The sequence below is a fragment of the Bacillus luti genome (assembly GCF_001884105.1).
In the GTDB taxonomy this organism is placed as follows: domain Bacteria; phylum Bacillota; class Bacilli; order Bacillales; family Bacillaceae_G; genus Bacillus_A; species Bacillus_A luti.
This window is the reverse complement of record NZ_MACI01000031.1, coordinates 38,840-61,635: the sequence shown is the minus strand read 5'-3', so window position 1 is coordinate 61,635 and position 22,796 is coordinate 38,840. Positions and strand designations below refer to the sequence as shown.

20 protein-coding genes and 1 pseudogene are annotated in these 22,796 nt (G+C 34.9%); 5 read left to right on the top strand and 16 right to left on the bottom strand.

What is annotated here, in order from left to right; genetic code table 11:
* Nucleotides 1–283: 283 nt before the first annotated feature.
* Nucleotides 284–886 (top strand): hypothetical protein, encoded by a 603-nt coding sequence (locus BAQ48_RS07795; protein ID WP_071710636.1) that lies wholly within the window; start codon nt 284–286, stop codon nt 884–886.
* A gap of 240 nt (nt 887–1,126) precedes the next feature.
* Here the strand turns inward: BAQ48_RS07795 and BAQ48_RS07790 are convergent, their stop codons facing one another.
* The 10 genes and pseudogenes from BAQ48_RS07790 to BAQ48_RS07745 all read right to left on the bottom strand — a co-directional run.
* Nucleotides 1,127–1,525, bottom strand: coding sequence for a DUF1259 domain-containing protein (locus BAQ48_RS07790; RefSeq protein ID WP_071710635.1), 399 nt, complete (start codon nt 1,523–1,525; stop codon nt 1,127–1,129).
* A gap of 400 nt (nt 1,526–1,925) precedes the next feature.
* Nucleotides 1,926–2,087 carry a hypothetical protein gene (locus BAQ48_RS27895; protein ID WP_000441003.1) on the bottom strand — a complete coding sequence of 54 codons (162 nt, stop codon included), beginning with the start codon at nt 2,085–2,087 and terminating at the stop codon, nt 1,926–1,928.
* 152 nt (nt 2,088–2,239) lie between these two features.
* The gene (locus BAQ48_RS07785; protein ID WP_071710634.1) at nt 2,240–3,499 is read right to left on the bottom strand and encodes an ATP-grasp domain-containing protein; all 1,260 of its coding nucleotides are present in this window, start codon (nt 3,497–3,499) and stop codon (nt 2,240–2,242) included.
* A 14-nt stretch (nt 3,500–3,513) separates the two neighbouring features.
* The gene (locus BAQ48_RS07780; protein ID WP_071710633.1) at nt 3,514–4,758 is read right to left on the bottom strand and encodes an MFS transporter; all 1,245 of its coding nucleotides are present in this window, start codon (nt 4,756–4,758) and stop codon (nt 3,514–3,516) included.
* A gap of 975 nt (nt 4,759–5,733) precedes the next feature.
* Nucleotides 5,734–7,179: a L,D-transpeptidase family protein gene (locus tag BAQ48_RS07775; protein WP_071710632.1), complete on the bottom strand. Its 1,446-nt coding sequence runs from the start codon at nt 7,177–7,179 to the stop codon at nt 5,734–5,736.
* A gap of 167 nt (nt 7,180–7,346) precedes the next feature.
* Nucleotides 7,347–7,997: a YwbE family protein gene (locus BAQ48_RS07770; RefSeq protein WP_071710631.1), complete on the bottom strand. Its 651-nt coding sequence runs from the start codon at nt 7,995–7,997 to the stop codon at nt 7,347–7,349.
* A 392-nt stretch (nt 7,998–8,389) separates the two neighbouring features.
* Nucleotides 8,390–9,385: a D-cysteate sulfo-lyase gene (cuyA, locus tag BAQ48_RS07765; protein ID WP_071710630.1), complete on the bottom strand. Its 996-nt coding sequence runs from the start codon at nt 9,383–9,385 to the stop codon at nt 8,390–8,392.
* 250 nt (nt 9,386–9,635) lie between these two features.
* Nucleotides 9,636–10,868 (bottom strand): DUF4073 domain-containing protein, encoded by a 1,233-nt coding sequence (locus BAQ48_RS07755; protein WP_071710629.1) that lies wholly within the window; start codon nt 10,866–10,868, stop codon nt 9,636–9,638.
* A gap of 424 nt (nt 10,869–11,292) precedes the next feature.
* Nucleotides 11,293–11,937, bottom strand: a complete 645-nt coding sequence (locus tag BAQ48_RS07750) for a hypothetical protein (RefSeq protein WP_071710628.1) — start codon at nt 11,935–11,937, stop codon at nt 11,293–11,295.
* Between the two features lie 45 nt (nt 11,938–11,982).
* Nucleotides 11,983–12,246: pseudogene (locus BAQ48_RS07745) on the bottom strand (DUF6892 domain-containing protein); the annotation flags it as partial.
* A gap of 394 nt (nt 12,247–12,640) precedes the next feature.
* Between BAQ48_RS07745 and BAQ48_RS07740 the strand changes: the two are divergent.
* The gene (locus BAQ48_RS07740; RefSeq protein ID WP_071710626.1) at nt 12,641–13,099 is read left to right on the top strand and encodes an NUDIX hydrolase; all 459 of its coding nucleotides are present in this window, start codon (nt 12,641–12,643) and stop codon (nt 13,097–13,099) included.
* 319 nt (nt 13,100–13,418) lie between these two features.
* Here BAQ48_RS07740 and BAQ48_RS07735 read toward each other — a convergent pair whose 3' ends face one another.
* Both BAQ48_RS07735 and BAQ48_RS07730 read right to left on the bottom strand, forming a co-directional pair.
* On the bottom strand, nt 13,419–13,844 hold the full coding sequence (locus tag BAQ48_RS07735) for an ester cyclase (RefSeq protein WP_071710625.1): 426 nt from the start codon (nt 13,842–13,844) through the stop codon (nt 13,419–13,421).
* A gap of 161 nt (nt 13,845–14,005) precedes the next feature.
* Complete coding sequence (locus tag BAQ48_RS07730; protein ID WP_071710624.1) at nt 14,006–14,920, bottom strand: class I SAM-dependent methyltransferase; 915 nt, start codon at nt 14,918–14,920, stop codon at nt 14,006–14,008.
* A 344-nt stretch (nt 14,921–15,264) separates the two neighbouring features.
* Between BAQ48_RS07730 and BAQ48_RS07725 the strand changes: the two genes are divergently transcribed.
* Nucleotides 15,265–16,389 (top strand): LPXTG cell wall anchor domain-containing protein, encoded by a 1,125-nt coding sequence (locus BAQ48_RS07725; RefSeq protein WP_071710623.1) that lies wholly within the window; start codon nt 15,265–15,267, stop codon nt 16,387–16,389.
* 67 nt (nt 16,390–16,456) lie between these two features.
* On the opposite strand, the gene BAQ48_RS07720 is transcribed toward BAQ48_RS07725, so the two are convergent.
* Nucleotides 16,457–17,134 (bottom strand): ABC transporter ATP-binding protein, encoded by a 678-nt coding sequence (locus BAQ48_RS07720; RefSeq protein ID WP_071710622.1) that lies wholly within the window; start codon nt 17,132–17,134, stop codon nt 16,457–16,459.
* Nucleotides 17,134–18,198: an ABC transporter permease gene (locus BAQ48_RS07715; protein WP_071710621.1), complete on the bottom strand. Its 1,065-nt coding sequence runs from the start codon at nt 18,196–18,198 to the stop codon at nt 17,134–17,136. The genes BAQ48_RS07720 and BAQ48_RS07715 overlap by 1 nt, the downstream gene beginning before the upstream one ends.
* A 184-nt stretch (nt 18,199–18,382) precedes the next feature.
* On the opposite strand from BAQ48_RS07715, the gene BAQ48_RS07710 reads away from it, so the two are divergent.
* Both BAQ48_RS07710 and BAQ48_RS07705 read left to right on the top strand, forming a co-directional pair.
* On the top strand, nt 18,383–19,006 hold the full coding sequence (locus tag BAQ48_RS07710) for an ArsR/SmtB family transcription factor (protein ID WP_071710620.1): 624 nt from the start codon (nt 18,383–18,385) through the stop codon (nt 19,004–19,006).
* Between the two features lie 69 nt (nt 19,007–19,075).
* Entirely contained in the window at nt 19,076–20,335 is a 1,260-nt protein-coding gene (locus BAQ48_RS07705; RefSeq protein WP_071710619.1) for an MFS transporter, read from the top strand.
* 208 nt (nt 20,336–20,543) lie between these two features.
* On the opposite strand, the gene BAQ48_RS07700 is transcribed toward BAQ48_RS07705, so the two are convergent.
* Both BAQ48_RS07700 and BAQ48_RS07695 read right to left on the bottom strand, forming a co-directional pair.
* Complete coding sequence (locus tag BAQ48_RS07700; RefSeq protein ID WP_071710618.1) at nt 20,544–21,047, bottom strand: DinB family protein; 504 nt, start codon at nt 21,045–21,047, stop codon at nt 20,544–20,546.
* A gap of 371 nt (nt 21,048–21,418) precedes the next feature.
* Complete coding sequence (locus BAQ48_RS07695; RefSeq protein WP_071710617.1) at nt 21,419–22,795, bottom strand: sensor histidine kinase; 1,377 nt, start codon at nt 22,793–22,795, stop codon at nt 21,419–21,421.
* Nucleotide 22,796 lies beyond the last annotated feature (1 nt).

Genomic DNA, 22,796 nt, shown 5'->3' with positions numbered 1-22,796 from the left:
AACCAATCGGACTTTTATGGGCAGTTGATCCCCCACCTAACTTCTTTGCTTCCGCTGAATTTTGAGGTGGGGATCTTACTGCCCATTAAAGCGGGATAAAATGAAACTTTAATCAGTGGGGCTTTTACAGGCAGCCCACACAAATAGCGGGATAAATCAACAAGACCACACACCCATTCCTTTAAATACAGGCTTGTAGCTCTAGTTATGTAACCATCCATAAAAAGGAATATTACATAGGCTAAGTCTAACATTACATTTTTAAAGTGAGGGGAATAAGCTTATGCACCAATATTGGTATTTGAATTCAAAGGGAAACGGGGAACAATATAATAACCATATTTCAATGTCATCATTATATTCACAGCCCCAAATAACTAAAGCTGAGGGAATGAATGGTCTGAAGGTTCCTGAGAATTGGAGTTATCGAGTCTATCCATTTGGTTGGAATTCACCAACCAATTATACGGGCTTCAATCCCCAATCCCCTCCCTTCTCTTGGGGGCAGCCAATCCATTATGCAGGGATGATGCCCCAAGGACATCCTGTTAGTTGGACTCCATTACCAAACCATGCAGGTTTTAATTTTCAAAAACCTCCCTTCCCCTGGGCCCAACCATTCAATCATACAGGGATGTTCGCACAAGGGCATCTTGCCGCTTTACTATCACCGCCAGCTAAAGCTTTTAAATTTAATACCAATAACTGGGGGGCTTTCGGAAACTTTCCAGGATGGGGAGGACAGATAAGTCCCATGGGATGGGGGAATAACGGAGGTTACGGTCAGCCAGGAATGCTTGGAAACTTACTTACAGTAGGAAAAGGCACTATGAATGGAATTGGAATGCTTAGTAGTCTAATGGGTATGGGGAAGTTCTTCTTTTAGTGAATTAGAACGAGAGGATAGGTCCATAGCCCCGAATTAAAAACACTTCCTTTTCATTGATTTAATCCTCTCAAACATGCTTCTACTACTCCCTCCACGTTCGTTTCCTCGTCTTTCAAATTATAAAAACATCAAGAAAAGGCATTCCAAACATGGAACGCCTTCTTTCACTTTATAATACCTTTCAACAATCCGAAATATTCTACTTAACAAAATCACACATTTAACGAAAGAAATGAGTTAATTACATAACGCTCTTCTAACTTTTCTTGCGAAATCTAGTGGATCATCAACGTCCTCGATATTAACGTAAATCAAATTTGGATTATCACATAACCATTCGTTGTGTATAGACGAAACGATTATTCCTTGTTTCATAATTGTAGCAACAAATTCAGTAACTTCCTTTTGTAAGAGCGCTACCCGGCCTAGGCATAATGCTCGTCCAGTTTTATAATCTCGTGATTCGAATGAGAAGGATGTTGTTACCCTAAAACGTTTTCCTAAGATTGTTGCTTGTATTTCATCTCGATTTATTGTTGCCACGCATTTCCCGCCGGCGAATCCTTCTTGCCCGCCGATAATTCTTGCAAACTGTTGACAAATTAATTCATCATTACATGCCATACCTTTAATCATCTCCCCTTTTACTGTTAGGTTATGAATGAATACATAGGTCTGAAACGGTAATGAATCTATTCTATTATAAAAAAGATGATGGCAATCTACCGAAAGCTATTAACTCAATTATTTTTGATCGTATGAATTGTTATCAGAGTTTAAATGGTGCAGAATTTTTATTTTATGCTTAATGGGCATCGGAGATTGAAGGCAAAACTCAGCTATTGTATGTTGAGACATTTTTAAAGAGCGTAAAAAAGACACCCTAAGGTGCCATTCTCCGACTTGAGAATCGTATCTATGTATGGAGAAATTTAGAAAAGACAAATACATGCTAACTATAATTTATAGAGCTCTTATGCCATGAATTACTTACATACATATTTCCTTATTTACCAGAAGAAGAAGCCCAGTTACATTACTTTCTGATCAGTCTCGTTAAAGCCATCCCAATAAATCCAGCACCCATCCCTATTAACCATCCAGCATGAGTATCACCTAATATAGATCCCACTCCTCCGCCAAGAAACATGCAGCCAACGAATACTAATCCTCCAATTCCCCAATTCGGCCGTTCCATAGTTCAATCACATCCTTTCCATAAAACATATGCGATTAGCTACCTGAACTTTCTTGCATAGGATGGTTAATTATTTTGCTCAGGCTTAACATTATCAGGGAATTTTAAAATTTCTCTTTTTTATATAGACCAGTCATGTGCTACATTTCTTTTTACATATATTTTTTAAAAGAAGGTTTCCATTCTGTTAAATCCTGATAAACAAACGTTATATTGTCACATATCTCCTCTGCAACTTCGTACATATGTTTTATATCATTAGCCGTAAATAATATAGATCCTTTGCGCTGAGTGCTATCCACAATATTTGGTATGGTGTCGCCCTCTTTTACTAATAGATCAATTAATACGATCTCGGATATGTTAGCTAACCCTTTATACTTGATTTCTTTTAAGCAACCTGGTTTTGGAATTAAACTTAAAGACATAGCTTGACATTTTGAAGGTACACATCTAAATTCATCTATAGTCTCAGTAGCTAGCGCATCATAATAGTATCCAAATTGAGATATGCCAGTTGTTAGTTCCACCATCTTCCAGATGTTGCCGCCACCTATTCTAACTTGAGACTCTATAATTATTGGCTTATTTTGTTTGTCTAACTTTATTTCTGTATGAGTAACGCCATTTTCCATTTGCATGTCGTCCAAAAATAGCATTACTTTCTCCATAATTAATTGTTTTTGAGATTCATCTATAGGTGCTGGCATAATAGTATAGTTTATTATAAATGTATCTTCTTTAAATACTTCAGATGATATAGCAAGTATAGAATGTTTGTTGTTATAAGAAACGGTTTCAACCGTATAAACTATATCACCCTCAATATACTCTTCCACTAAAACAGGTAGTTGAATACCATTTTCTTCAATAAATACCTCTACGTCATCTCCCGAGTCTAGCTTAGATACTCCTTTACCCCCTGCCCCAATCGGCGGCTTTATTATAACACTATCTTTTTTATTCAAAAATTCATTAATGTCTTCAGTGTTATTACAAACTGTCGAATCTATCGAAAAGTCTTTGCCTGCTAGAATTTCACGCATCATGTCTTTATTGCGGGTTATCATATTAGCATTGTAAGAAGGCCCTTTAACATTAAAAATCTTTGCAATTATGCAAGCCGTATCTAATGCTGTTTCGTTGAAAGATACAACCACATCAAAGGGTTTCTCTTTGAATAATTCTTCAGCATAGTATATAGACAAGGGTATGTTTGTCGTGTCTAATTCTTTTTTATAGAAACATTTTTCTAAGATAGCCCCATCAAAATATATGTGTTTAGTGTACGATCCTATATACGAAACAGTATAGCCACTGTCTAATGCATCTTGTATAGGCTTTGTCCATCCCCCTATAAATAAAATGTGTAGTTTATTTTTTATGTCAGTTCCTTTTAATACCTTATGCATCATAATCATCTCCTCTAAAATGCACTCGTATATTCAATGTCATTTCCTTTTGATACACCTCGTCTTAACAACGCCACTAAACACAACGTTGTTCCGAATCCCCCTATAAATAACGTAGTTTGAAGCCCAAATATAGAAATTAAAAATGCACTAGCAAAACTTCCTAATGCCCAAGCTCCCCAATTAAGCGTACGCTGTACAGCATTTACTCGGCCTAGCATATAATTTGGTGAGGCAAGTTGTCGTATAGTTGCAGCGTAAGGCCCAAATACACCTTCTCCCATACCATGTATGATACTTGCGGCTACTATTCCGTAGACTGTTCCCATATATCCCATTATCGGTATAAAAGCCAAACCCGTAACTGATACAGTAGCGCTATAAATAAGCATTTTTGTATTATTAATTTGTTGACTTTTTTTCATGAGTATCGTATTGCCTATTAAAAATCCCACCGCTGCTGAACCTACAACAAATCCTATTTCAATTTCAGATAGACCCATTACCTTATAAAGGAATATTACTAAAATGCTATTTAATATGTATTTAAAAAAACCATAAACAGCACCACATGTCACAATTGGTTCCAATACAGGGTGTTTTTTGAAATATACCAAACCTTCATATATGTTTTGGTATATAGATTTTAAATTTACGTCTTTTAAAGAACCTTCTGTATGCGGTCTAAACTTTGAAATAAATAATACAAACATAAAACAAAGAAAATACGTTACTGCGTCAACAGTGAATGATCCTGTTAATCCAACTAGAGTAATGACGATTCCAGCAAGCATAGGACCAATTACTATAGAAAGAGACTCCGAAAGTGCTAGTTGAGCATTTCCTTTTTTTAAGTTTTCTTTATCTGTTAGTATTTCCGGTAAGAAAGAAGGAATGGCAATGTTGTAAAATGTGGTGAATATTCCATTTAAAAACATGATAAATACCAGTAAAGGGAACGTTATAATATTTGTTACTGTTAGTATGAATACTGATAAAAACAATACCCCTTGACATAAACTACAAATTAGTAAGACATTTTTCCTATGAAAAATGTCTATTAAAGCACCGGCTACTAACCCGAAAATTAGGTATGGGATGAATATAACCCCACGAATCATAGCGGCATTTGCTTCACTTGTTTGTAACACCTCTAATGCAAAAAGTGGCAAAGCTACTATTGTAAACTGAGTACCTAATAAACTTATAGACTGTCCTAGCCAAAGCTTGTGAAAATTAAAACGTTTGCTATCTTTCATAATGTCCCCCCATTAAATTCATATTTATAAATTATCAAGTTAACGATATAAATAAGAACAGGAAAAACCTATCTTTCAACTAATGTCTGTACCACATAAAAATTCGAAGCCTAATATAAAAGCGATTTTAGTTTCAAAATGAAGACTTGATCTTTAAAACTCTCTTGGCTAATGAAAAGCTCATCTTCCGAAAAATAATTCCGCATTCGTTTATAAACCAATTGAAATACGGATGGAATTTACTTGTAAAAATCAGTTTATGAATTAGTTTGTTTCGAATTCATTTTCCGATCGTATGTCACTTTGAATCACCTCCAGACTCAGTATAACCTTGAAGGTACGCTGTTGTACGCATTTTGGAATGTAACAGCAAGATAACAAAGTTACAATGACAAGTTGTTATGTAATTATACGTAATCAGCACGACTGGAGAAAAATCTGTGAATCTAAGGTATCAAGTTTGAATTCAACACGTCACAAATATACACTTGGATTGGATCGATACTTTTATAGCGATGTAGAGGTCCCACTTTTAAAATAGTAGAGTAGAAACATGAAAAAACTCCTAACAAATTTTGTTAGGAGTTTTTTAAAATATGCGATATTCATTATCGATTACTATTGACTATTGGAACACCTATTTTATTATCTCAACCTCTTGCCACTTTGTTTCTTATAAGCAATAAAGTGAAACTTTAATCAGTGGGGGTTTTCTTCATCCCCCACTGATTATTAGCCCTCACCAATCTGACTTTTATGGGCAGCCCGACCCCCACCTAACTTCTTTGCTTCCGCTGAATTTTGAGGTGGGGGTCTTACTGCCCATTAAAGCGGGATAAACTGTTGTCTTCAAACAAAAACACCTCTATTGCATTTGCACTTAGTATGCGAATGCAATAGGTGTTTTTTCATGTACCATCAGGTAAGATTTCCTGCTTCGTTTATTCGTTTAAGTTCTTGATACGTAGTTATTTTCTAATACACGATAACTGGATCATACGTGTTCATACTATCATACACAGTTTTTGCAACATTAGGTAGAAGGTTCACACACCCACCTGATCCGCCTGTTAAATAGGCATTATTTGCCCAGTCTTTTCGCCAGCCGGCATCATGGAACCCTTGACCGCTATTTGTGAATGGAACCCAGTAATCTACTTTAACTGCATAATCCGCTTTCCCTACTGCGCTACCTCTTAGCGTGTATGGTGTTCGTTTGTATAGAACGTACCACACACCTGGTGATGTATCTTCACCCGTGCTATGTTTACCAGTTACTACATTTGTTGTGACTACTAATTTCCCATCTTTATAAATCCAAATTTGTTGATCTGCAATGGAAACTTCTGCATATGTGTCTCCGATGCCATTATTCGATGTTGTTTCATAGCCGATACCTTCCTTCTTCCAACCATTTCCGTGAATATTAGAAGCAGAAAGCGATTTTTCGCCTTTCTCAAAGGCTTGCCCAACTTGTTTTGTCTCTTTTTCAACATCTAATGCCCAGCCGTATCCTTGCCCTTTTACTGATATGACCGAACCAGAATGTGTTTTAAAAGCGAAGTCTTTATTTAATGTAGATTTAGCATTATTAATTTCTGTAATCTTTTTCTTAATGTCGCTCGCATCGATTGTCACTTTCATATCCTTTGACATAGAGGCATTTTGAATTAAATCTTTCGCTTTTAAAGGATACACTTCATTTTGCACTTTATATTCAACGGACTGCCCAAGAAGATTCTGTAGTGCTTTCTCCTCTTTTTTGATAATCGGATCGTCTTCTTTAATAGGCTGTATGTATGTAGACTTCAAATGAATCTCACTTTTGTGCTTCTGCTTGTCGTAATCTTTCAGTAGACTCGTAACATCATACTGTTTTCCATCAACACTTTTCGAGATAACAATTTTTCCTTGTTCAAGCTTCGCCATAGCATCTTGAGGCGCCTTTAATTTTTCATTCATAGAGATGAGCTTTTCTTCTACAAGCTTTTTCATCGTTTTACTACGATACTGATCTACCTCTTCTGGTAGCAATGAATAATTTTTTTCCTTTCCAGAAGGGAAAAATGTCCACTGACTTTTTAATAGTTTCTCAACTTGCGGCAAATCTTTTTCCGTAAGTTCCGTTTTTGTCTCTTTTTCATCTAAAATTTGCTGTTGATCGACATAAACTTTATTTGCTAGTCCAGAAGTTTTTAATTTCTGCATTGCCTGATCAGCACTCAGACCACCGACTTTTGTGTCGTTAATCGTAACATTTGAATTGAAGTGCGTTGCCTGATAATAACTCATTCCCCCACTGAGAAGTGCAATTACACCAATACCCGCTGCGATTAGCTTCCAATTTGTAAAACGTTTTCTTGATCTTACCCGTGTTTTATCCACTTCTTCAACTGATTCATTTACTGGATTATTGTTCATCAATCTTTCCCCCGTATACATTAACGTCAATCGATTTTAAACCAAAACCATTGACTAGTGTACCTTATTTTTCCTGAAATTTCATTATTTTTGACTAAATTTTTAATTAGCAGTAAATCCACATTTAAACGAATAAAAAAGATTAGCATTTTGCTAATCTTATTTTATTAATTAACACTTTGAACACGGCCAATTTGCCCATCTTGTAATCGAACTTTAATTCCGTACGGATGTGTTTCACTATTTGTTAAAATATCTTTCACTACACCGCTTGCAGTCTTACTATAGTCATTATCCAATTGAATAACTACATGTGAACCAACTGAAATTTGTGATCTTGTTGGTTTCCCGCTCGTTGCTTGTGTTGTTTTTTCTTGTTTTTGTGTGCTCGCTTGTTGCATTGACTGCTGTTGCTGAGTTTTCTGCTCTGCTTGTTTACGCTTTTCTTCCTCTACTCTTTGCTGTTCTGCTTGCTTACGCTTTTCTTCCTCTGCTCTTTGTTGTTCTTCTTGCTTACGCTTTTCTTCCTCTACTCTTTGCTGCTCTTCTTGCTTGCGTTTTTCTTCCTCTGCTTTTTGTTGCTCTTCTTGCTTGCGTTTTTCTTCCTCTGCTCGTTGTTGCTCTTCTTGCTTGCGTTTTTCTTCCTCTGCTTTTTGTTGCTCTTCTTGTTTAGCTTTTTCTTCTTTTGCTACTTTTTTATCTTCCTCTATTTTTTGCTCATCTGTTGTCGCTTTTAACTTTTCTTCGTCGCCTTTACAAGCACTTAAAGCAACTACGCACAAGCTCATCAGTACAATTAATAACAATTTCTTTAACATTAAAAAATCCTCCTATATATACATTACAAATCAATAACTTTCATAGTATAACAAACGTATATGTATTCCTCTGTCATAATTTGTCGTATATATTTATTTTCCCGGAGGAGGACCAAAAAGTTACGTACCATATATTTTTAATACTTTCTCTGTTAATTGGGTATCTAACTACATCGAGTTTTGAAACTGAACAATAAATTGAATCTCACTTCTCTTCACGATGTAAAATACGAATACACACCATAAGCCACAAATACAATTAATAGAATAGAAATGCTAAGTACCGTATATATGATCCATTTTAAATTTGAACTCATATAATCGCCCCTCTCACTTCCTAATAATTCCATTACATAACAAAAAAAGCATTGGATACCCAATGCTTTTCACACTTACGCAAATAAAGACGTATTCGCATATAAAGCTGGTGAACCACCTGAATGTACGAATAAAATGTTGTCTTCTTTATTGAATTTACCTTTTTTAATTAAGTCGATTAGTCCCGCAACTGCTTTACCTGTATATACTGGGTCAAGTAAAATACCTTCTGTTTTTGCTAACAGCTGTACTGCTTCTACCATTTCCGGCGTTGGTAACGCGTAACCTGGTCCTACATATTCATCAAAACATGTAACAGCGTCACGTGAAATAAAGTTTGGAATACCAACGTGAGCTGAAGTTTCATCTACAAGTTTCGCTACTTTCTCTTCTTGCTCCGCTTTCCCTCTACTTACGTTAATTCCGATTACAGGAATCTGGCTTTGTGTTCCAGAAAAACCAGTAATTAAACCAGCGTGCATACCAGCGCTACCGCTTACGCAAACGACTGAACTGAAATCAATTCCTTGCTCGAATGATTGCGCCATAATTTCTTGCGCACAAGCAACGTATCCCATTGCGCCAGTAGGGTTTGATCCGCCAACTGGTATTACATATGGTGTATTACCTTTTTCACTAACTTCTTTCGCTACTTTTTGCATCTCTTCCATAAGATCTGCTCCGTTCGGTACAACAATTACGTTTTCAGCACCTAGTAAGTGATATAAGAAATAGTTACCGTTAAAGTCTCGCTTCTCTTCTGGCTCAAGCCCTTCCTCTAATACAAGGATACATTTCATCTTTTCTTTTACCGCAGCCGCAAGAGTTAAACGGCAATGGTTAGACTGAATACCACCAGCCGTAATTAACGTATCAGCACCTTTTTCCTGCGCATCCGCAACTAGAAACTCTAACTTTCTCGTCTTATTACCACCAGCTGTTAAACCAAGTAAATCATCTCGTTTAAAATAAATAGTTGGGCCACCAAGTGCTTCAGAAAAATTGTTTAACTTTTCAATTGGTGTATATGATTCTGTATATTTTTTTCTTGGGAATTTAGATAAATTCATTGTAACGCTCCTTTTGTACTTCTTTCACAATATATGTAACGATACTATTATTACATGTAAAAATGATGAAGTCACCTTTCTGAATTAAAAATGTATTGGAATTCGGTACGTGACATTGCATTTACGGTTTTATAACTTCATTGCGGTACATGAAATTAATATCGACGATTCGACATAAGATATCGAATTACCGACAAAAAACAACAAAACAAAAAGGCCCACACTTATTAAACAGTAGGCCCTTTCCAATCTACTTATTTACCGAAAAACGAAGAAGCTGCGTTAATCCTGGCTGTAAATTCATTTCCCCTTTATGGCGTACGTATACAATTTTGTCCCCATCAAATTTCGGAGGATTCCCTGGATTATACGTATGCCACTCATTCGTTCCTTCTATAGAATACTCCATGTATTCTGTTGCACCGACGATTACGTTTTTACTGTCATCTGCTGTAACATTTGGTGCCATTTGTGCAATTTTCGAATCGCTAATTAATAATTTTTTAATATCTTTATCACGTTTATAATCGTAAGCTGTTACAATTACGTCGTTACCGTACGCTTTTATTTGTAGTCCTTGTTTAAATGAATATCCATCAGGAGCAGTTTTCTCTCCGCCATTTGGTCCAGCTGACATCCAGCCCGTTTCAATTCCACCCGTATTTACAACCGTAAATCCTTTTTCATCTCCACCTGCAATTTTCTTTTTACCAGCCCAGTCCGGTAAGTTTAAATCCCAATGCGTATGACTCGTAAAGAAAACGACCTGCGGATAGTCTTTTAATATATCGTACAATTTATCGACGTTTAAATAGTCTTGTAAATATGGTGATTGTCTTGATCCAGACACAGTATCAGGTAAAACGTGATGAGAGAAAATGAAAATTGGTTTATTTTTATCTTTTTGGCTGTACTCTTCTAAATTTTGTTTTAACCAACCTAGTTGCTCATCACTCATATATACTTCGTCCCACATTTTTGAATCGTGGTATTTCATATATTTTTCAGTTCCTAAAAATAGAAGCGGATAACCGTCTAATTCTTTTTTATGATATACCTTTTCTTGCCCACTAAATTTCAGATAGCGGTTAAATAACGTTTCCTCCGTTACACCATTTGGCCATGTATTTTGAGAAAGTTTCCCATCCGCCGTCCATTTACCAGCGTAAAACTCATGATTCCCAACTGTTGACCATACATTTCCTGGAACCTTATTTTTGTTTAACACACGCTTCACATCATCATATTGTGACTGCTGTCCAGTTGATGTTATATCCCCATTCATAATAAGCGCTCTAGAAAGTGGCGTCACTTTGTTCATATCTTTTAGCACATGATCAAAATCCCCTAAATCCCCTTGAATATCACTAATAACGTTAAAAGTTGTAGCTGACTTTCGGACTTGCTCTTTCCCTTCCGCATATACTGAAAATGTCGGTAATAACGCCGCCATAACAGCTAATGAAGCAACCGTCTTTTTCATACAAATTCTCCCCCTAATAATTGAATGTATAAACTGACATGTTCTGCCTTCTCTTAGGTGCTTGTCCAATTCACATTATAAGGAGGGATTGTAAAGATTGATGGAGTAAAAATTTAAGTGTTTTTTAAGAGATTTTGTCTTTTTTACACGCCCCATTTAACAAGTAACACTAATTTTTCGATTCACCTACTAATATTAACTGAATGTAAATTTATACGATAAATCACTTCGTTTAATATGTTGTGTTTTAATTTCCTTTACACAATTTCAATAAAGTACTTTACCATTTTAAATTCAGATGAAATCATATTTAAATAATGACAAAACGCTATTCTTTTAGTAAGAATAGCGTTTTTTACTCTTAGGTAGTTAATATTTTTAAATTAATGGATGTGTAGCGATATCCCTATCAGTAATCTTCATATTAACAATTATGCGTAACTTCTAACTCATTATTAGCATAGATTGTTCCGTAAGTAGCACAAAGTAACATTCCGCCACAAACCTCACTACTCACTTGAAAGTTTATGTTATCTTCAAATGTATCTATACTATTAGCTCTAATTGTATCTACAAGTTTTTTGAAATCAAGAACTGGTAAATATTTTGTTATAATTTCATAGCTGGATAAATTATCTTCATTGTTATATGCATTATATTCTTGAATTTCTCTATAAATCGGACTTGGACTATACGGATCATGTTGCAATTGTCCATTTTCATCTTCGAATTTTTTTATTTCTTCTTTTACTATATAATCTGGATAATCTTCACTACTTTCATCTTCATCACCAAATTCCCAAAATGGATATTCTATGTCACATAAGTGCGTTATAACCCACATTAGAAATTGCTCATTTATAAACCCCACATTTGTTTCTAACTCTTTGAATCTATTACCATAATATTTTGTAGCCTTTTCTATCTTCTCTTCTTGAGGCATATTATCCGTCGCCCCTGTTATATCGCATCCATCTAAATCTATAAAAATGCTATTGAATTTACCTAAAACGCCTAAATCAACAGTTTTACTCCAATAGGCTTCACCATCTGTATCGATTGTTATCATAATATCCTCCATTCTATTCTGTTAGTTATATAAGAAAAAACGCTTCTATTCGTACATAACTTGCCTCTCATTAATCCCAATTTCTATTCCAACTTGTTTTAATGGTTCTAATACTATCGGGTAACACATTGAAATATATTCCACTGTTTTTAAATTTTTCAGATTCTGAAATCCTTCAACAGATATAACATCAAATAAACTGTCTTCACCATCCCAATCAGGCCTTAAAATATGATAAATTTCATTCCCTCCATCAAAGCAAAGGGATTCAACCTTTTCCAAATCACTTATTTCCAAAGTTAACCCTTCCCCCTTAGAACTACAAAAGAGGACACACCTAAGCATATAACTGCTGCTAGAAAGATATATCCTTTTACATACTTTTGGTTAAATTTGGTTTTCCGAATGTTATTTTATAATGAAAAAAGTAATACGTCAAAATTACTTTAAGAAAATTCTAAAAAGGGAGATTTATCAATTCTATACATAATCAAATTTCTCCTGTTGCTACATGCAAAGTTAAATCAGTTACTTTCATAAAAATACATAAAACAAAAATAGAGATTCCTTTATAAGAGTATGGTTACTCCTTGTCCTTGCTGGTGGTACAATTAAGGCAATCGAGGGATAACATGTAATAAACAAAACAAATTTCTATGAAATCATTTATAATGAATGTAAATTCATATTGGAGCTGAAACACATGGATTATATAAGTTATTTAAGAAATATGGTTGGACATGAAAAAGTAATTATGGTAGTTGCGGGTTGTTTTGTATTGAACGAAAAAAATGAAGTACTTCTGCAATTACGATCTGATAACGGGAAGTGGGGACACCCTGGCGGCTTTATGGAATTCGGCGAAACAGTTGAAGATACAGCAAGGAGAGAAGTATTTGAAGAAACTGGTTTAAAATTAGGAAAACTTGAATTCTTTAATGTGTATTCTGGAAAAAAATACGAAAGAACGCTATCAAACGGTGATCAAGTTGCCTTAGTGAAATTGACTTATATTTGCAGAGATTTTCATGGAACATTACATACTGATAATGAAGAAAGCTTACAGCTAAAATTTTTCCCCTTAGATAACTTGCCTGAACTCTGGCAGAATCAACAAGAAGTCTTGGACGATTTGTTAGAGTTTATGGAAATAAAGAACTAATTTTCATAGCGAACAAAAAAAGAGCCATATGGTTACGCACCCTTAAATATTAATTTTGTCAAATGTAAATTGACCAGTATATATGGGATCCCGCTATATGTCCATCTCTTCGCAAGAATACACTATTCTTTCTGTAGAATCATAGAAAGAATAGCGTATTTTTTAGTGTAAAACCTTAAATTCATGGCAATGTAACGTTATCATCATGTAGTCGTTTGATAACATGATACTTCCTAGCACTGCATCTCTTTTCCTTATTTCCCCTAAAAAAAAGACACAGAGATTTCTCCCCATGCCTACTTATAGCTTTAAAAGTTAACTACTGCATATTTTTATTGCGCTCTAATTGGTTTTGAATTCCTGACCTATCAATTTGAATCCAATACTCTGCAATTTTCCCATCTTCTACTCTATACACTGCACTTGCTATTTGAATGATTGGAAGTCCTGTAGGTTCATATCCATCAATTTCGCCTACATGCATACCTACTTGTTTCCAACGTACATACACTTTACTTCCTTGTACTAAAAATTCTTGAATTTCTAAAGAAAAATTACCGTATACTTCAATCATCTCTCTTACATGTTCAGCATAATCTTCAGGTGTTCTGCAAACTGTTTGTTCTTCTTCAGATACAATTTGATGTGCCAATACTTCTTCTGCCATGAATTGATTTGAATGATCAGGATTATTCCCCGAACGTACTTCATCAAAAAATGTTCTAACAATTTGTTCTGGCGTCATTTAAAAACCCCCTTATTAAGAAATCCAATGCTAATCATATCATAGTTTATTTTAATCTACCTATTAAAGTAAACTGATTCGTTTATATAATAAAAAGACAAAATTTCTTTTTTCTTAAGAAATCCCAATTGTTCCTCCTAAAAATTCACAATACTAATTATCTACTTCTTCACCGCATGAATATACTGCACCGTCTCAAAAGCTTCTAGATAATCGTTCCGTCCTTCAAAATATAATGTATTTATGTCCTCTGGTGATAAGTGCTCATAAATGAGTAAACCCGACTTCTCTAACAATGCTTCCATTTCGCGATAAGAATAACATGATTTCATCGGTTCTCCGCCTACTGCAGCCATTTTTACCATATTTTCAACTCGATTGGACAACCCTTTTTCCGTAAATAAGTTTTCATCCGGATAATCGAAAATGATAGAGCTCCCCTCTGGAACCATCTCGAATAAGTATTCTATTAAACTAGAAAGCTCCTCTTTCGTTAAATAGTACGTAACACCTAATAGGCTAAAGAAAGTTTTTTTATTTTCAAATCCTTCATTCACTAATGTTTGCTTCGAGAAATCTTTAGTAAAATCCATCGAAACAAAATGAAGATTGCCTGGAATTTCATACTCTGCTTCTTTCACTCTTTGTATTTTAAACGCTTGCGTAGAAGGATGATCCACTTCAAATATTTCTATTTTATTCTCTAACTCTCGGTGTCTAAAACTGAACGTATCTAAGCCCGCACCGAGTATGACGTATTGTTTCGCTCCCAGTGTAATTTCATGTAGTAATACTCTTTCACAATATGCCGCACGTGCTAAAGGTGTTGGTGATAATTGAACTTGTGTAATCCACTTTAATATTTCGTTTGAATCATCTTGAAACTTCTGTGCAATGTCTGTATTAAAAAACTGTATTCCTTGAACCATGTTCGTTTCAATATCGTTACGTTCTTTTTGTGAAATGAACTCTTTAGCTACATAATCATCAAATATTTTCAAACTATCAAATTCACTATGATATGCCCTGCTGAAAGCTGATACTAACGACGTTACACTTGCTTCACCTTTTTTCACGCACATACACTCCTTCATTTTCACAACAAAAATAGGGTTCCCCTGGCCAGGAGAACCCTATTATACACGTTATTTTTATATTGGTAAATTATAGCATAAATAAGTTTTTTTGTCAAGTTTCCAACTCGTTATCTCTCCGGCCATTTTGTCTATTCTCTATATTCATCTCGCTAAAAGTACATCCCCTCCCCCTAAATAATAGATTTTAAACATTACATAATCATAGATTATTATGCAAATAATTCCTCTAGGCGCCGAACATAGTATATAATGATATAATAATCTGCTTTTATATGCTCAATTTTACAGAATGGAATTCATTCATAGGAAAGAGGTACAGAAATATGAAGACAAAACAAACAATCGCTGCGTCAACCCTAGCTTTAGCAATGATTGCTGGCGCGAACTCTGCTCATGCTGAAGTAAATGATGCTACTACTCAGCAAAGTCCTGGAGATCGTTTAGCTGAAATTAAGCAACATAGACAAGAGTTAGATGCGAAATTGCAGCAGCATAAAGAAAACGTGGATCAAACGTTGAATGAACTTAACCAAGTTAAGGAAAATGTTGATACAAAGGTTAATGAACTACATGAACGTAAACAAGTTGCTGATGAAAAAATTAACGAAATTAAACAACATAAACAAGAGCTAGATGCAAAACTTCAGCAAGACAAACAAATCGCCGAAGATAAAATCGCTGAAATCAAAGAGCATAAAAAACAAGTAGAAGATAAAGTTGCTGAAGTAAAAGAACATAAACAAAATATCGATAACAAGGTTAATGAGATTAAAGAACATAAACAAACTGTCGATGAAAAAGTGAATGAAATTAAGCAACATAAAGAGAACATCGATCAGAAGGTTAATGAACTTAAGGAAGTAAAAAAACAAGTAGATGAAAAATTAGCCGAGCTAAAAAAGGCGAAACAAACTGCTGAGGACAAACTTGCTGAGCTAAAAGAAAAGAAGCCAAACACTGGTAACACGTTAGAGGAACTTAAGAAAATCAAAGGCAATTTAGATAGTCTTTCCGCTAACTTAGAACTAGCGAAACAAGATATAAAAAACAAACTAGCTGAATTACAGGAAGCTAGACAAGATTTACTCAATAAAATTAACGAAATAAAACAATCGAAACAAACTGTTTCAGATGATTTAACAAAGAAAAAACAAGACTTAGATATTAAAATCAACGACTTTAAACATACTGAGAAAAAAATTGATGACAAATTAGCTGAGGTACATACTACGAAGCAAAATGTAGATAACAAAATTAATGAAGTATCACAACCGAAGCAAACGACAGTGAATGCTAACAATACAAATGTTCCAGCAAAAAACACTGCTAGAGAACTTCCTAACGCTGGTAGTGAGCAATCAAATAATATGGCTTTAGGTATGTTATCTATTTTAGGTGGACTTTTATTAGTAACACGAAATAAAATTAAAACGTTCTTCTCGAAATAACGCCATTATAAATATATTTGTAAAAAGGACAACAATGCTTATAAGCATTGTTGTCCTTTTTCATTGTTTAATTTTGTATTAGCTGTCCATCTCTAAGCGTCAATATACGATCACATACATCAAGCATTCTTTCATCATGTGTAATCATAATTGCTGCTTTTTGGCTTTCTTTCACTTCACGTTTCATCATTTCTACGACTTCACGTGCACGTTTTGAGTCTAAGCTTGCTGTTGGCTCATCTGCTAATATTAAATCTGGATTGTTCATGAACGCACGAGCAATTGCGACCCTTTGCTTTTCTCCACCAGATAGTTGATTTGGATAATGACTTTTTCTTTCTCCTAATCCAAATGCCGCTAATAAGTGATCCGCACGCTTTTCAGATTCTTGTTTGTTTTCTTTTTTAAGCTTTGCGATGTACAGTAATTGCTCTTTTACATTTAAATATGGAACGAGATTTGCGAATTGGAAAATGAAGCCGATTTTTTTCAAACGAATGTCTGTCATTTCCTTTTCGGATAACTTCGTAATATTTTGTTCACGAATGTAAATATCCCCTTTTGACGGTGATAATAAAGCACCCGCGATTGATAATAACGTACTTTTCCCTGATCCAGAAGGACCGACGATTCCGATAAACTCTCCAGCTTTCACATCAAGCGTTATCGGATGAAGGGCTGTTACTTCAGTATTCCCTTCTCCGTACACTTTACTTACATTGTCTAATTTTAATAATGAAGTCATTACATCCCGCCTCCAATTGCTTCTAATGCATCAACTTTTAATACTTGGTATAACGAAATAAGTGTTCCTAAAATACTAATTACGATAAAGATTGCTGCATATTGTGCAATCATCGGTGTTGTTAATAAGAACGGCATACCTGCTGGTAAAATTTGTTCTAATCCTTGTACAAGAACGATGCTGATTATCATCGCCACGACTGATAAGAATAGCGCCTGTACAACTAAGCTATTTGCTAAATACGTGTTCTTTGTACCAATTGCTTTTAATACACCTAATTGCTGTGTTTTTTGCAATGTAATTACGTAGAAGAATACACCGATTAGTAATGCAGCGATAACAAGTAAGAACGCAATGATCATCGTTAATGTTCCTTGCTCTTCTTTAAATCCTGGAATACTTTGCAGTACTTCTTTTTTGTCAATTACGTGTGCATTTTTTACTTCTTTATCTGTATTAAGTGCAATTGCACTATAATCTTTTTGGTTTGGTTGTGAAATTGCGCCCCATACGTCTTCATTTACATAAACGACTGGTGTATGGCTAAACATTTGATTTTTCGTAAATCCAACGATTTTAAATTCTTTCTTTGAAACAGGATCAATAATTGTATCCCCAATATCGATTCCTTTTTCTTTAATTGATTCGTCAGCAACCATTTCGTTGTTTGCTGTACCTAACTTCTCACCTTCTACAATTTTCGGTTCTAAAAATGAATCGCGTTCACTTGAGAAAATAGCGACATCAACTTTTTTCGAACTACCTTTCTTTTCATAAGTTGAATTTTTCACGCGAAACGGAACAGCCTCTTTCTCGCCTACTTGATTTACTACGTTATCTACATCATCTTGCTTAATTTGTGAACGAAGTAATTTATTTTCCGCATCATCTGCTAATACAAACTTATTTGCCTCCATATTTTGAATCGATGAAGCATTATCATATGATAATCCGTTTGCTAATCCTGAAATGACAAGGACTAAAAATGATAATAACACCATAATAAGTCCGATTAATCCGTATCTTAATTTTGATTGTTTTAATTCACGCAGAGCTAAAAACATTTCGCTCGCTCCTTTCTCTTACTTTCTATGCACTTATAATAAAAAAGAAATATGAACGGAGTATGAACAGAAGATTACATAGTAAAAATTAATTTTTCAGAAAGTATTGAAAACAATTCGAATCCTTGATACAATTCAGTCAAATAATATTGACCGAGTAATTTTATTTAAGGAGTTGATCATTTTGAAGCCCATGTTAACACTCACTACTTATAGCCAACTAAAAGCATTAAGTGATCCACTACGTGCCGAAATGATGATGCGACTATGCGAACGTCCTTATACAGGGCAACTACTATCTGAGAAATTCGGCATTTCAAGGGCGAAAATTCATTATCATTTAAAAGAATTAGAAAAGAATGGTCTTATAGAGATTGTTTATACAGAAGAAAAAAATGGGATTGTTCAAAAGTTTTATCAATCTGTTGCGAAAGGCTTCACCCCTGCCGCAGATCTATTACCTCATTTAGAAATATTAAGCGAATCAGGTCGCCAAATTTTTTTAAAAATGATAGAAAGAACGCAAAGCCAAATTCTCGCTGCACCAGAAGAGGCTTTTATATTAAGAAAAGAAAGCGAAGATCCTGCTAATTGGAATTACGTTTCATCTTGCTGGGAGTTTGATGCTACGCCAGAACAATTTCAAGTGTGGGTGAAAAAGTTTCATCAATTGATGGCTGAATTAAACGAGATCACAAAAGGTGCAGATAAAAACCCAAATAGTAAACCTTATTATATTTCTACTACTGCACTTCAAATCGCTGAGAGAACAATGCAGCAATTTATTAAAAAAGAAGAAAAATCGTAATACGATTTTTTTTACATAAACGGTCAATTTTATTTTACCGAATAAAATTTTTATAAAGGAGTAGATTAAATGGACATATTGAAAAACCGGAATTTCCTCTTATTATTTTTAGGAAGAATTTTCACAAACATAGGAGATAGTTTGTATTATGTAGCGGCGATGTGGCTCGTATATAAGCTGAGTGGTAATCCTTTTTATTCTGGATTAGCAGGTTTTCTTACGTTATTACCTTCTGCATTACAATTTCTTACCGGTCCATTCGTTGATAGATGGTCCATTAAAAACACCCTCGTTATCACACAAGTTTTGCAATGCATTCTTATATTAATCATTCCTATTACACACTACTTCGACCTATTAACAGTACAACTACTACTTATCATCATGCCAATCGTAGCCTTTATCGAACAATTCGCCTATCCCGCACAATCGAAAGCTTTACCACTTCTACTGCATAAAACACAATTATTAAAAGGAAATTCACTCTTCTCATTTGCATATCAAGGCATTGATTTAATTTGCACGACTCTTTCTGGAATATTAGTAGCACTATTTGGCGCCATTACTTTATATGTAATCGACTCTTTTACATTCGCGATTACTGCCCTTTTGTTCTTTTCATTAAAAATGCCAAACCAAACAGAAACGAGCACCTCACTTTCAACTAAACAATATTTCTCTGATTTAAAAGAAGGTTTTTCAATCGTCTTTCGTTCTTTAATGGGCGTATTCTTAATCGGTTCCGTTGTTGCCAATTTTTCAATCGGTATGACGATGGCAATACTCCCTTCTTTCGCTGATTCTTTAGGCGGCGTGAAATCATACGGCTTCTTCTTAGCCGCTATATCAGCAGGTAGTTTAATTGGAGCGCTATTCAGTTCATGGGTTGGCAAACATAACGTTGGCCATGTCTCTATTATTGGCTTTGCGACTGGTGCTATCTTTTGGTTTCTCTCTACGGTTGTACCGTTTCAATGGTTATCTATTTTCTTATTTGGCCTAGCTTGGGTACCGATTGGTGCAACCAATATATTATTTGCGACAATTAGTCAACTTGTAATTCCAAATCAATATATTGGACGCATCAACTCAGTCATGCGAAGTATGGGCACAATTGCGATGCCTTTTGGTTCTTTAATTGGCGGATACACCGCAAATGTATTTAGTAGCCAACTCATTTTCGCACTCGCTAGCATAGGGATTTTCTTCATTTCTCTCGTATGGCTAATTCATCCGAAATTACGGGCATTGCCGAAAGCTGATGAGATTACAGCGGATACTTTTGGGGTTCGGTTTAAAGAAGAACGCGGGAAAGGTGCGGCTTTATAACAGAACAAACATAACCCCGTTTTAAATTAGGGACGGGGTTAAAAATATAACAATAAATTCGTTTGAATATCTAAGTTTTATTCAACAATAGCGCCCATTTGTGGAAAACCAAGATGATGATTTTGATTGCTGCCTGTTTCCTTTTGACTAACGCACCGGTTTAAAAACGGAACCATTTAAAGGAGATTTGCGCTTGAGTAACTCTGTTTTATTTTGAATATAGGTAAAGTCCAAAATCTTGCATAACGGAGGTTTGCCCCATTTGCCGCAACATGGTAGCTATATTGCCACGGTGATAAGAACCATGGGTGACAACGTGAAGTACTGATTCAGAAATAGAAGTTTCAAGCACCCCAGCATATGGGTTATTCACCACTATCAACTTATCAATATCTTCTTGACTGTTTAAAAGGGATTTGTTTCGTTCGGATAAGTCTTGAAATAATTTTTTCATTTCCTCAATATTTTTCGTTTCTACCTGTTCTCTCAATTGGTTCGTAGACACCATTGCTTCATTCATACTTTTACCTAATATAATGTCAAACCATGCGTAATCTGTAAGATAAATGTGCGACAACACCTTTGATACCGAAGAAAAACCACTCTGAATTTCCTTATGATAAATGTCCTGTGGTAGTTCTTTTAAACGATCAATTATCACTCCATTTGCCCATACGTGGTATTTGTACATTATTAATGCGGGGTGTGTCATCTTAAAGTCCCTCATTTCCAATAGTTTTTTCGTATTGAAACAATTGACGCCTAAAAGATAAATAATTTTTCTATAAATTCTGTTGTTCAATTTATTTACTATTCCATTTTATTTATACTATTCCTTCCTAAACTAATCTGACTTGTTACCATAAGTACATTCCTTCACAACCCCTATTTATTCACATGGATATCCAAATTAATCACTAATCGTTATTCAAGAATATGGCCCAATTGTGGAATAGACTGACTCGCATTTTTCAAACAACTTTTTATCACTTTACACGTAAGTGATAATATATCAGCGATTTTTCGATTATATCGACTTACCGACAAAAAAGAGACCGTTCCAAACAGCCTCTTCCCTTGCATTTATTTAGGAAGCTCAACCTGAACAGTAGTCCCTTCCCCCTTCGTACTATACACCGAAACGTTTCCATGATGCAGTTCAACAATTTTTTGTACGATCGATAATCCTAAACCGCTACCTTCTACGTTTCTCGCTCTCGCCGTATCTACTTTGTAAAAACGATCAAAAATACGTTCCATTTCCTCTTTTTCCATTCCGATTCCGTTATCGGATATAGAGATAATGACACTAGACTCTAACTCTTCCACGAAAAACTCAATCGTTCCAGCATCGTTTGAAAACTTAATACTATTCGTAAAAATATTACTCCATACTTGATGAAGCAAGTTTTCATCACCTTGAATAGTAATGTCCGGCACATCAAACTCAACAGCGATATCTTTCTCTCGCCATTTCCATTCGAGCATAAAAATGACGTCTTTAATTTGTTTTTGTAAATTGAATTCTTTTATTTGTAATACTTTCTCTTCTTTATCTAAAGAAGCTAGCGTAAGTAACTGTTTACATAAACTAGACATTCGCTTACTTTCGCCCTCAATAATTCGTAAGTAATGGTTTCTTTCTTCTTCACTCATTTTTTCTGTTTGCAATGTTTTCGAAAATCCTTGTATGGAAGAAAGCGGTGACTGGAATTCATGTGAAACGTTCGAAACGAATTCTTGTCTCATTTCATCTAGTTCCTTTATACTTTTCGTCATCTTTTGAAAGTTTGTAGATAACGTACCAATTTCATCTTTTCGCTTTACGTCTAATTCAATTTCATATTCACCACTCGCAATTTTTTGCGTAGCCTTCGTAAATTTACGAATTGGACGAACGATATAACCTGCTGCAATCGCTATAAAGATAATACTTAATAACACGATAAATCCAAGTAATACAGCTAAGAAAATTCGCATCTCGCCAAATTGGTTCTGAATGTCAGGACGAATAAATAAAGCGTACTGTTTATCACCGTGTTGCACTGGTACACCGACACTATTTATTAGTTCATTATCGAAAAAACCAGTAATAAATAGGCGAGTCGGATATGTAGAAACGCCATTAAACGTTTCGCCATTCAATACTTTATGAACGGTATCATCACTAATAGACGTCTTACGAAACGCATTGCCGATACGCTTTCCATTCTTTTGATCATCGACAATATAAATTTCATATCCCAATTTCGCAATAGACTGTAAGTATGCTTCTTTATTCTCTTCACTTTGCTTTTCATATAACGATTTAACTTCCTCAGCATACGTTAAAATCTTTTCACTATTATACGGTTTTAACTTCACTTGATAATATACGTTCGTTAATAAAAAGCCGATAATACTACTAAGCAGCATAATACCGACTGTCATAAATACAAATCTCGAATATAGTGATTTCATT

Coding starts and splice junctions, on each gene's coding strand:
- BAQ48_RS07795 (WP_071710636.1), top strand. CDS start 284: ATGCACCAATATTGGTATTTGAATTCAAAGGGAAACGGGGAACAATAT.
- BAQ48_RS07790 (WP_071710635.1), bottom strand. CDS start 1,525: ATGATTAAAGGTATGGCATGTAATGATGAATTAATTTGTCAACAGTTT.
- BAQ48_RS27895 (WP_000441003.1), bottom strand. CDS start 2,087: ATGGAACGGCCGAATTGGGGAATTGGAGGATTAGTATTCGTTGGCTGC.
- BAQ48_RS07785 (WP_071710634.1), bottom strand. CDS start 3,499: ATGCATAAGGTATTAAAAGGAACTGACATAAAAAATAAACTACACATT.
- BAQ48_RS07780 (WP_071710633.1), bottom strand. CDS start 4,758: ATGAAAGATAGCAAACGTTTTAATTTTCACAAGCTTTGGCTAGGACAG.
- BAQ48_RS07775 (WP_071710632.1), bottom strand. CDS start 7,179: ATGAACAATAATCCAGTAAATGAATCAGTTGAAGAAGTGGATAAAACA.
- BAQ48_RS07770 (WP_071710631.1), bottom strand. CDS start 7,997: ATGTTAAAGAAATTGTTATTAATTGTACTGATGAGCTTGTGCGTAGTT.
- cuyA (WP_071710630.1), bottom strand. CDS start 9,385: ATGAATTTATCTAAATTCCCAAGAAAAAAATATACAGAATCATATACA.
- BAQ48_RS07755 (WP_071710629.1), bottom strand. CDS start 10,868: ATGAAAAAGACGGTTGCTTCATTAGCTGTTATGGCGGCGTTATTACCG.
- BAQ48_RS07750 (WP_071710628.1), bottom strand. CDS start 11,937: ATGATAACAATCGATACAGATGGTGAAGCCTATTGGAGTAAAACTGTT.
- BAQ48_RS07740 (WP_071710626.1), top strand. CDS start 12,641: ATGGATTATATAAGTTATTTAAGAAATATGGTTGGACATGAAAAAGTA.
- BAQ48_RS07735 (WP_071710625.1), bottom strand. CDS start 13,844: ATGACGCCAGAACAAATTGTTAGAACATTTTTTGATGAAGTACGTTCG.
- BAQ48_RS07725 (WP_071710623.1), top strand. CDS start 15,265: ATGAAGACAAAACAAACAATCGCTGCGTCAACCCTAGCTTTAGCAATG.
- BAQ48_RS07720 (WP_071710622.1), bottom strand. CDS start 17,134: ATGACTTCATTATTAAAATTAGACAATGTAAGTAAAGTGTACGGAGAA.
- BAQ48_RS07715 (WP_071710621.1), bottom strand. CDS start 18,198: ATGTTTTTAGCTCTGCGTGAATTAAAACAATCAAAATTAAGATACGGA.
- BAQ48_RS07705 (WP_071710619.1), top strand. CDS start 19,076: ATGGACATATTGAAAAACCGGAATTTCCTCTTATTATTTTTAGGAAGA.
- BAQ48_RS07700 (WP_071710618.1), bottom strand. CDS start 21,047: ATGACACACCCCGCATTAATAATGTACAAATACCACGTATGGGCAAAT.
- BAQ48_RS07695 (WP_071710617.1), bottom strand. CDS start 22,795: ATGAAATCACTATATTCGAGATTTGTATTTATGACAGTCGGTATTATG.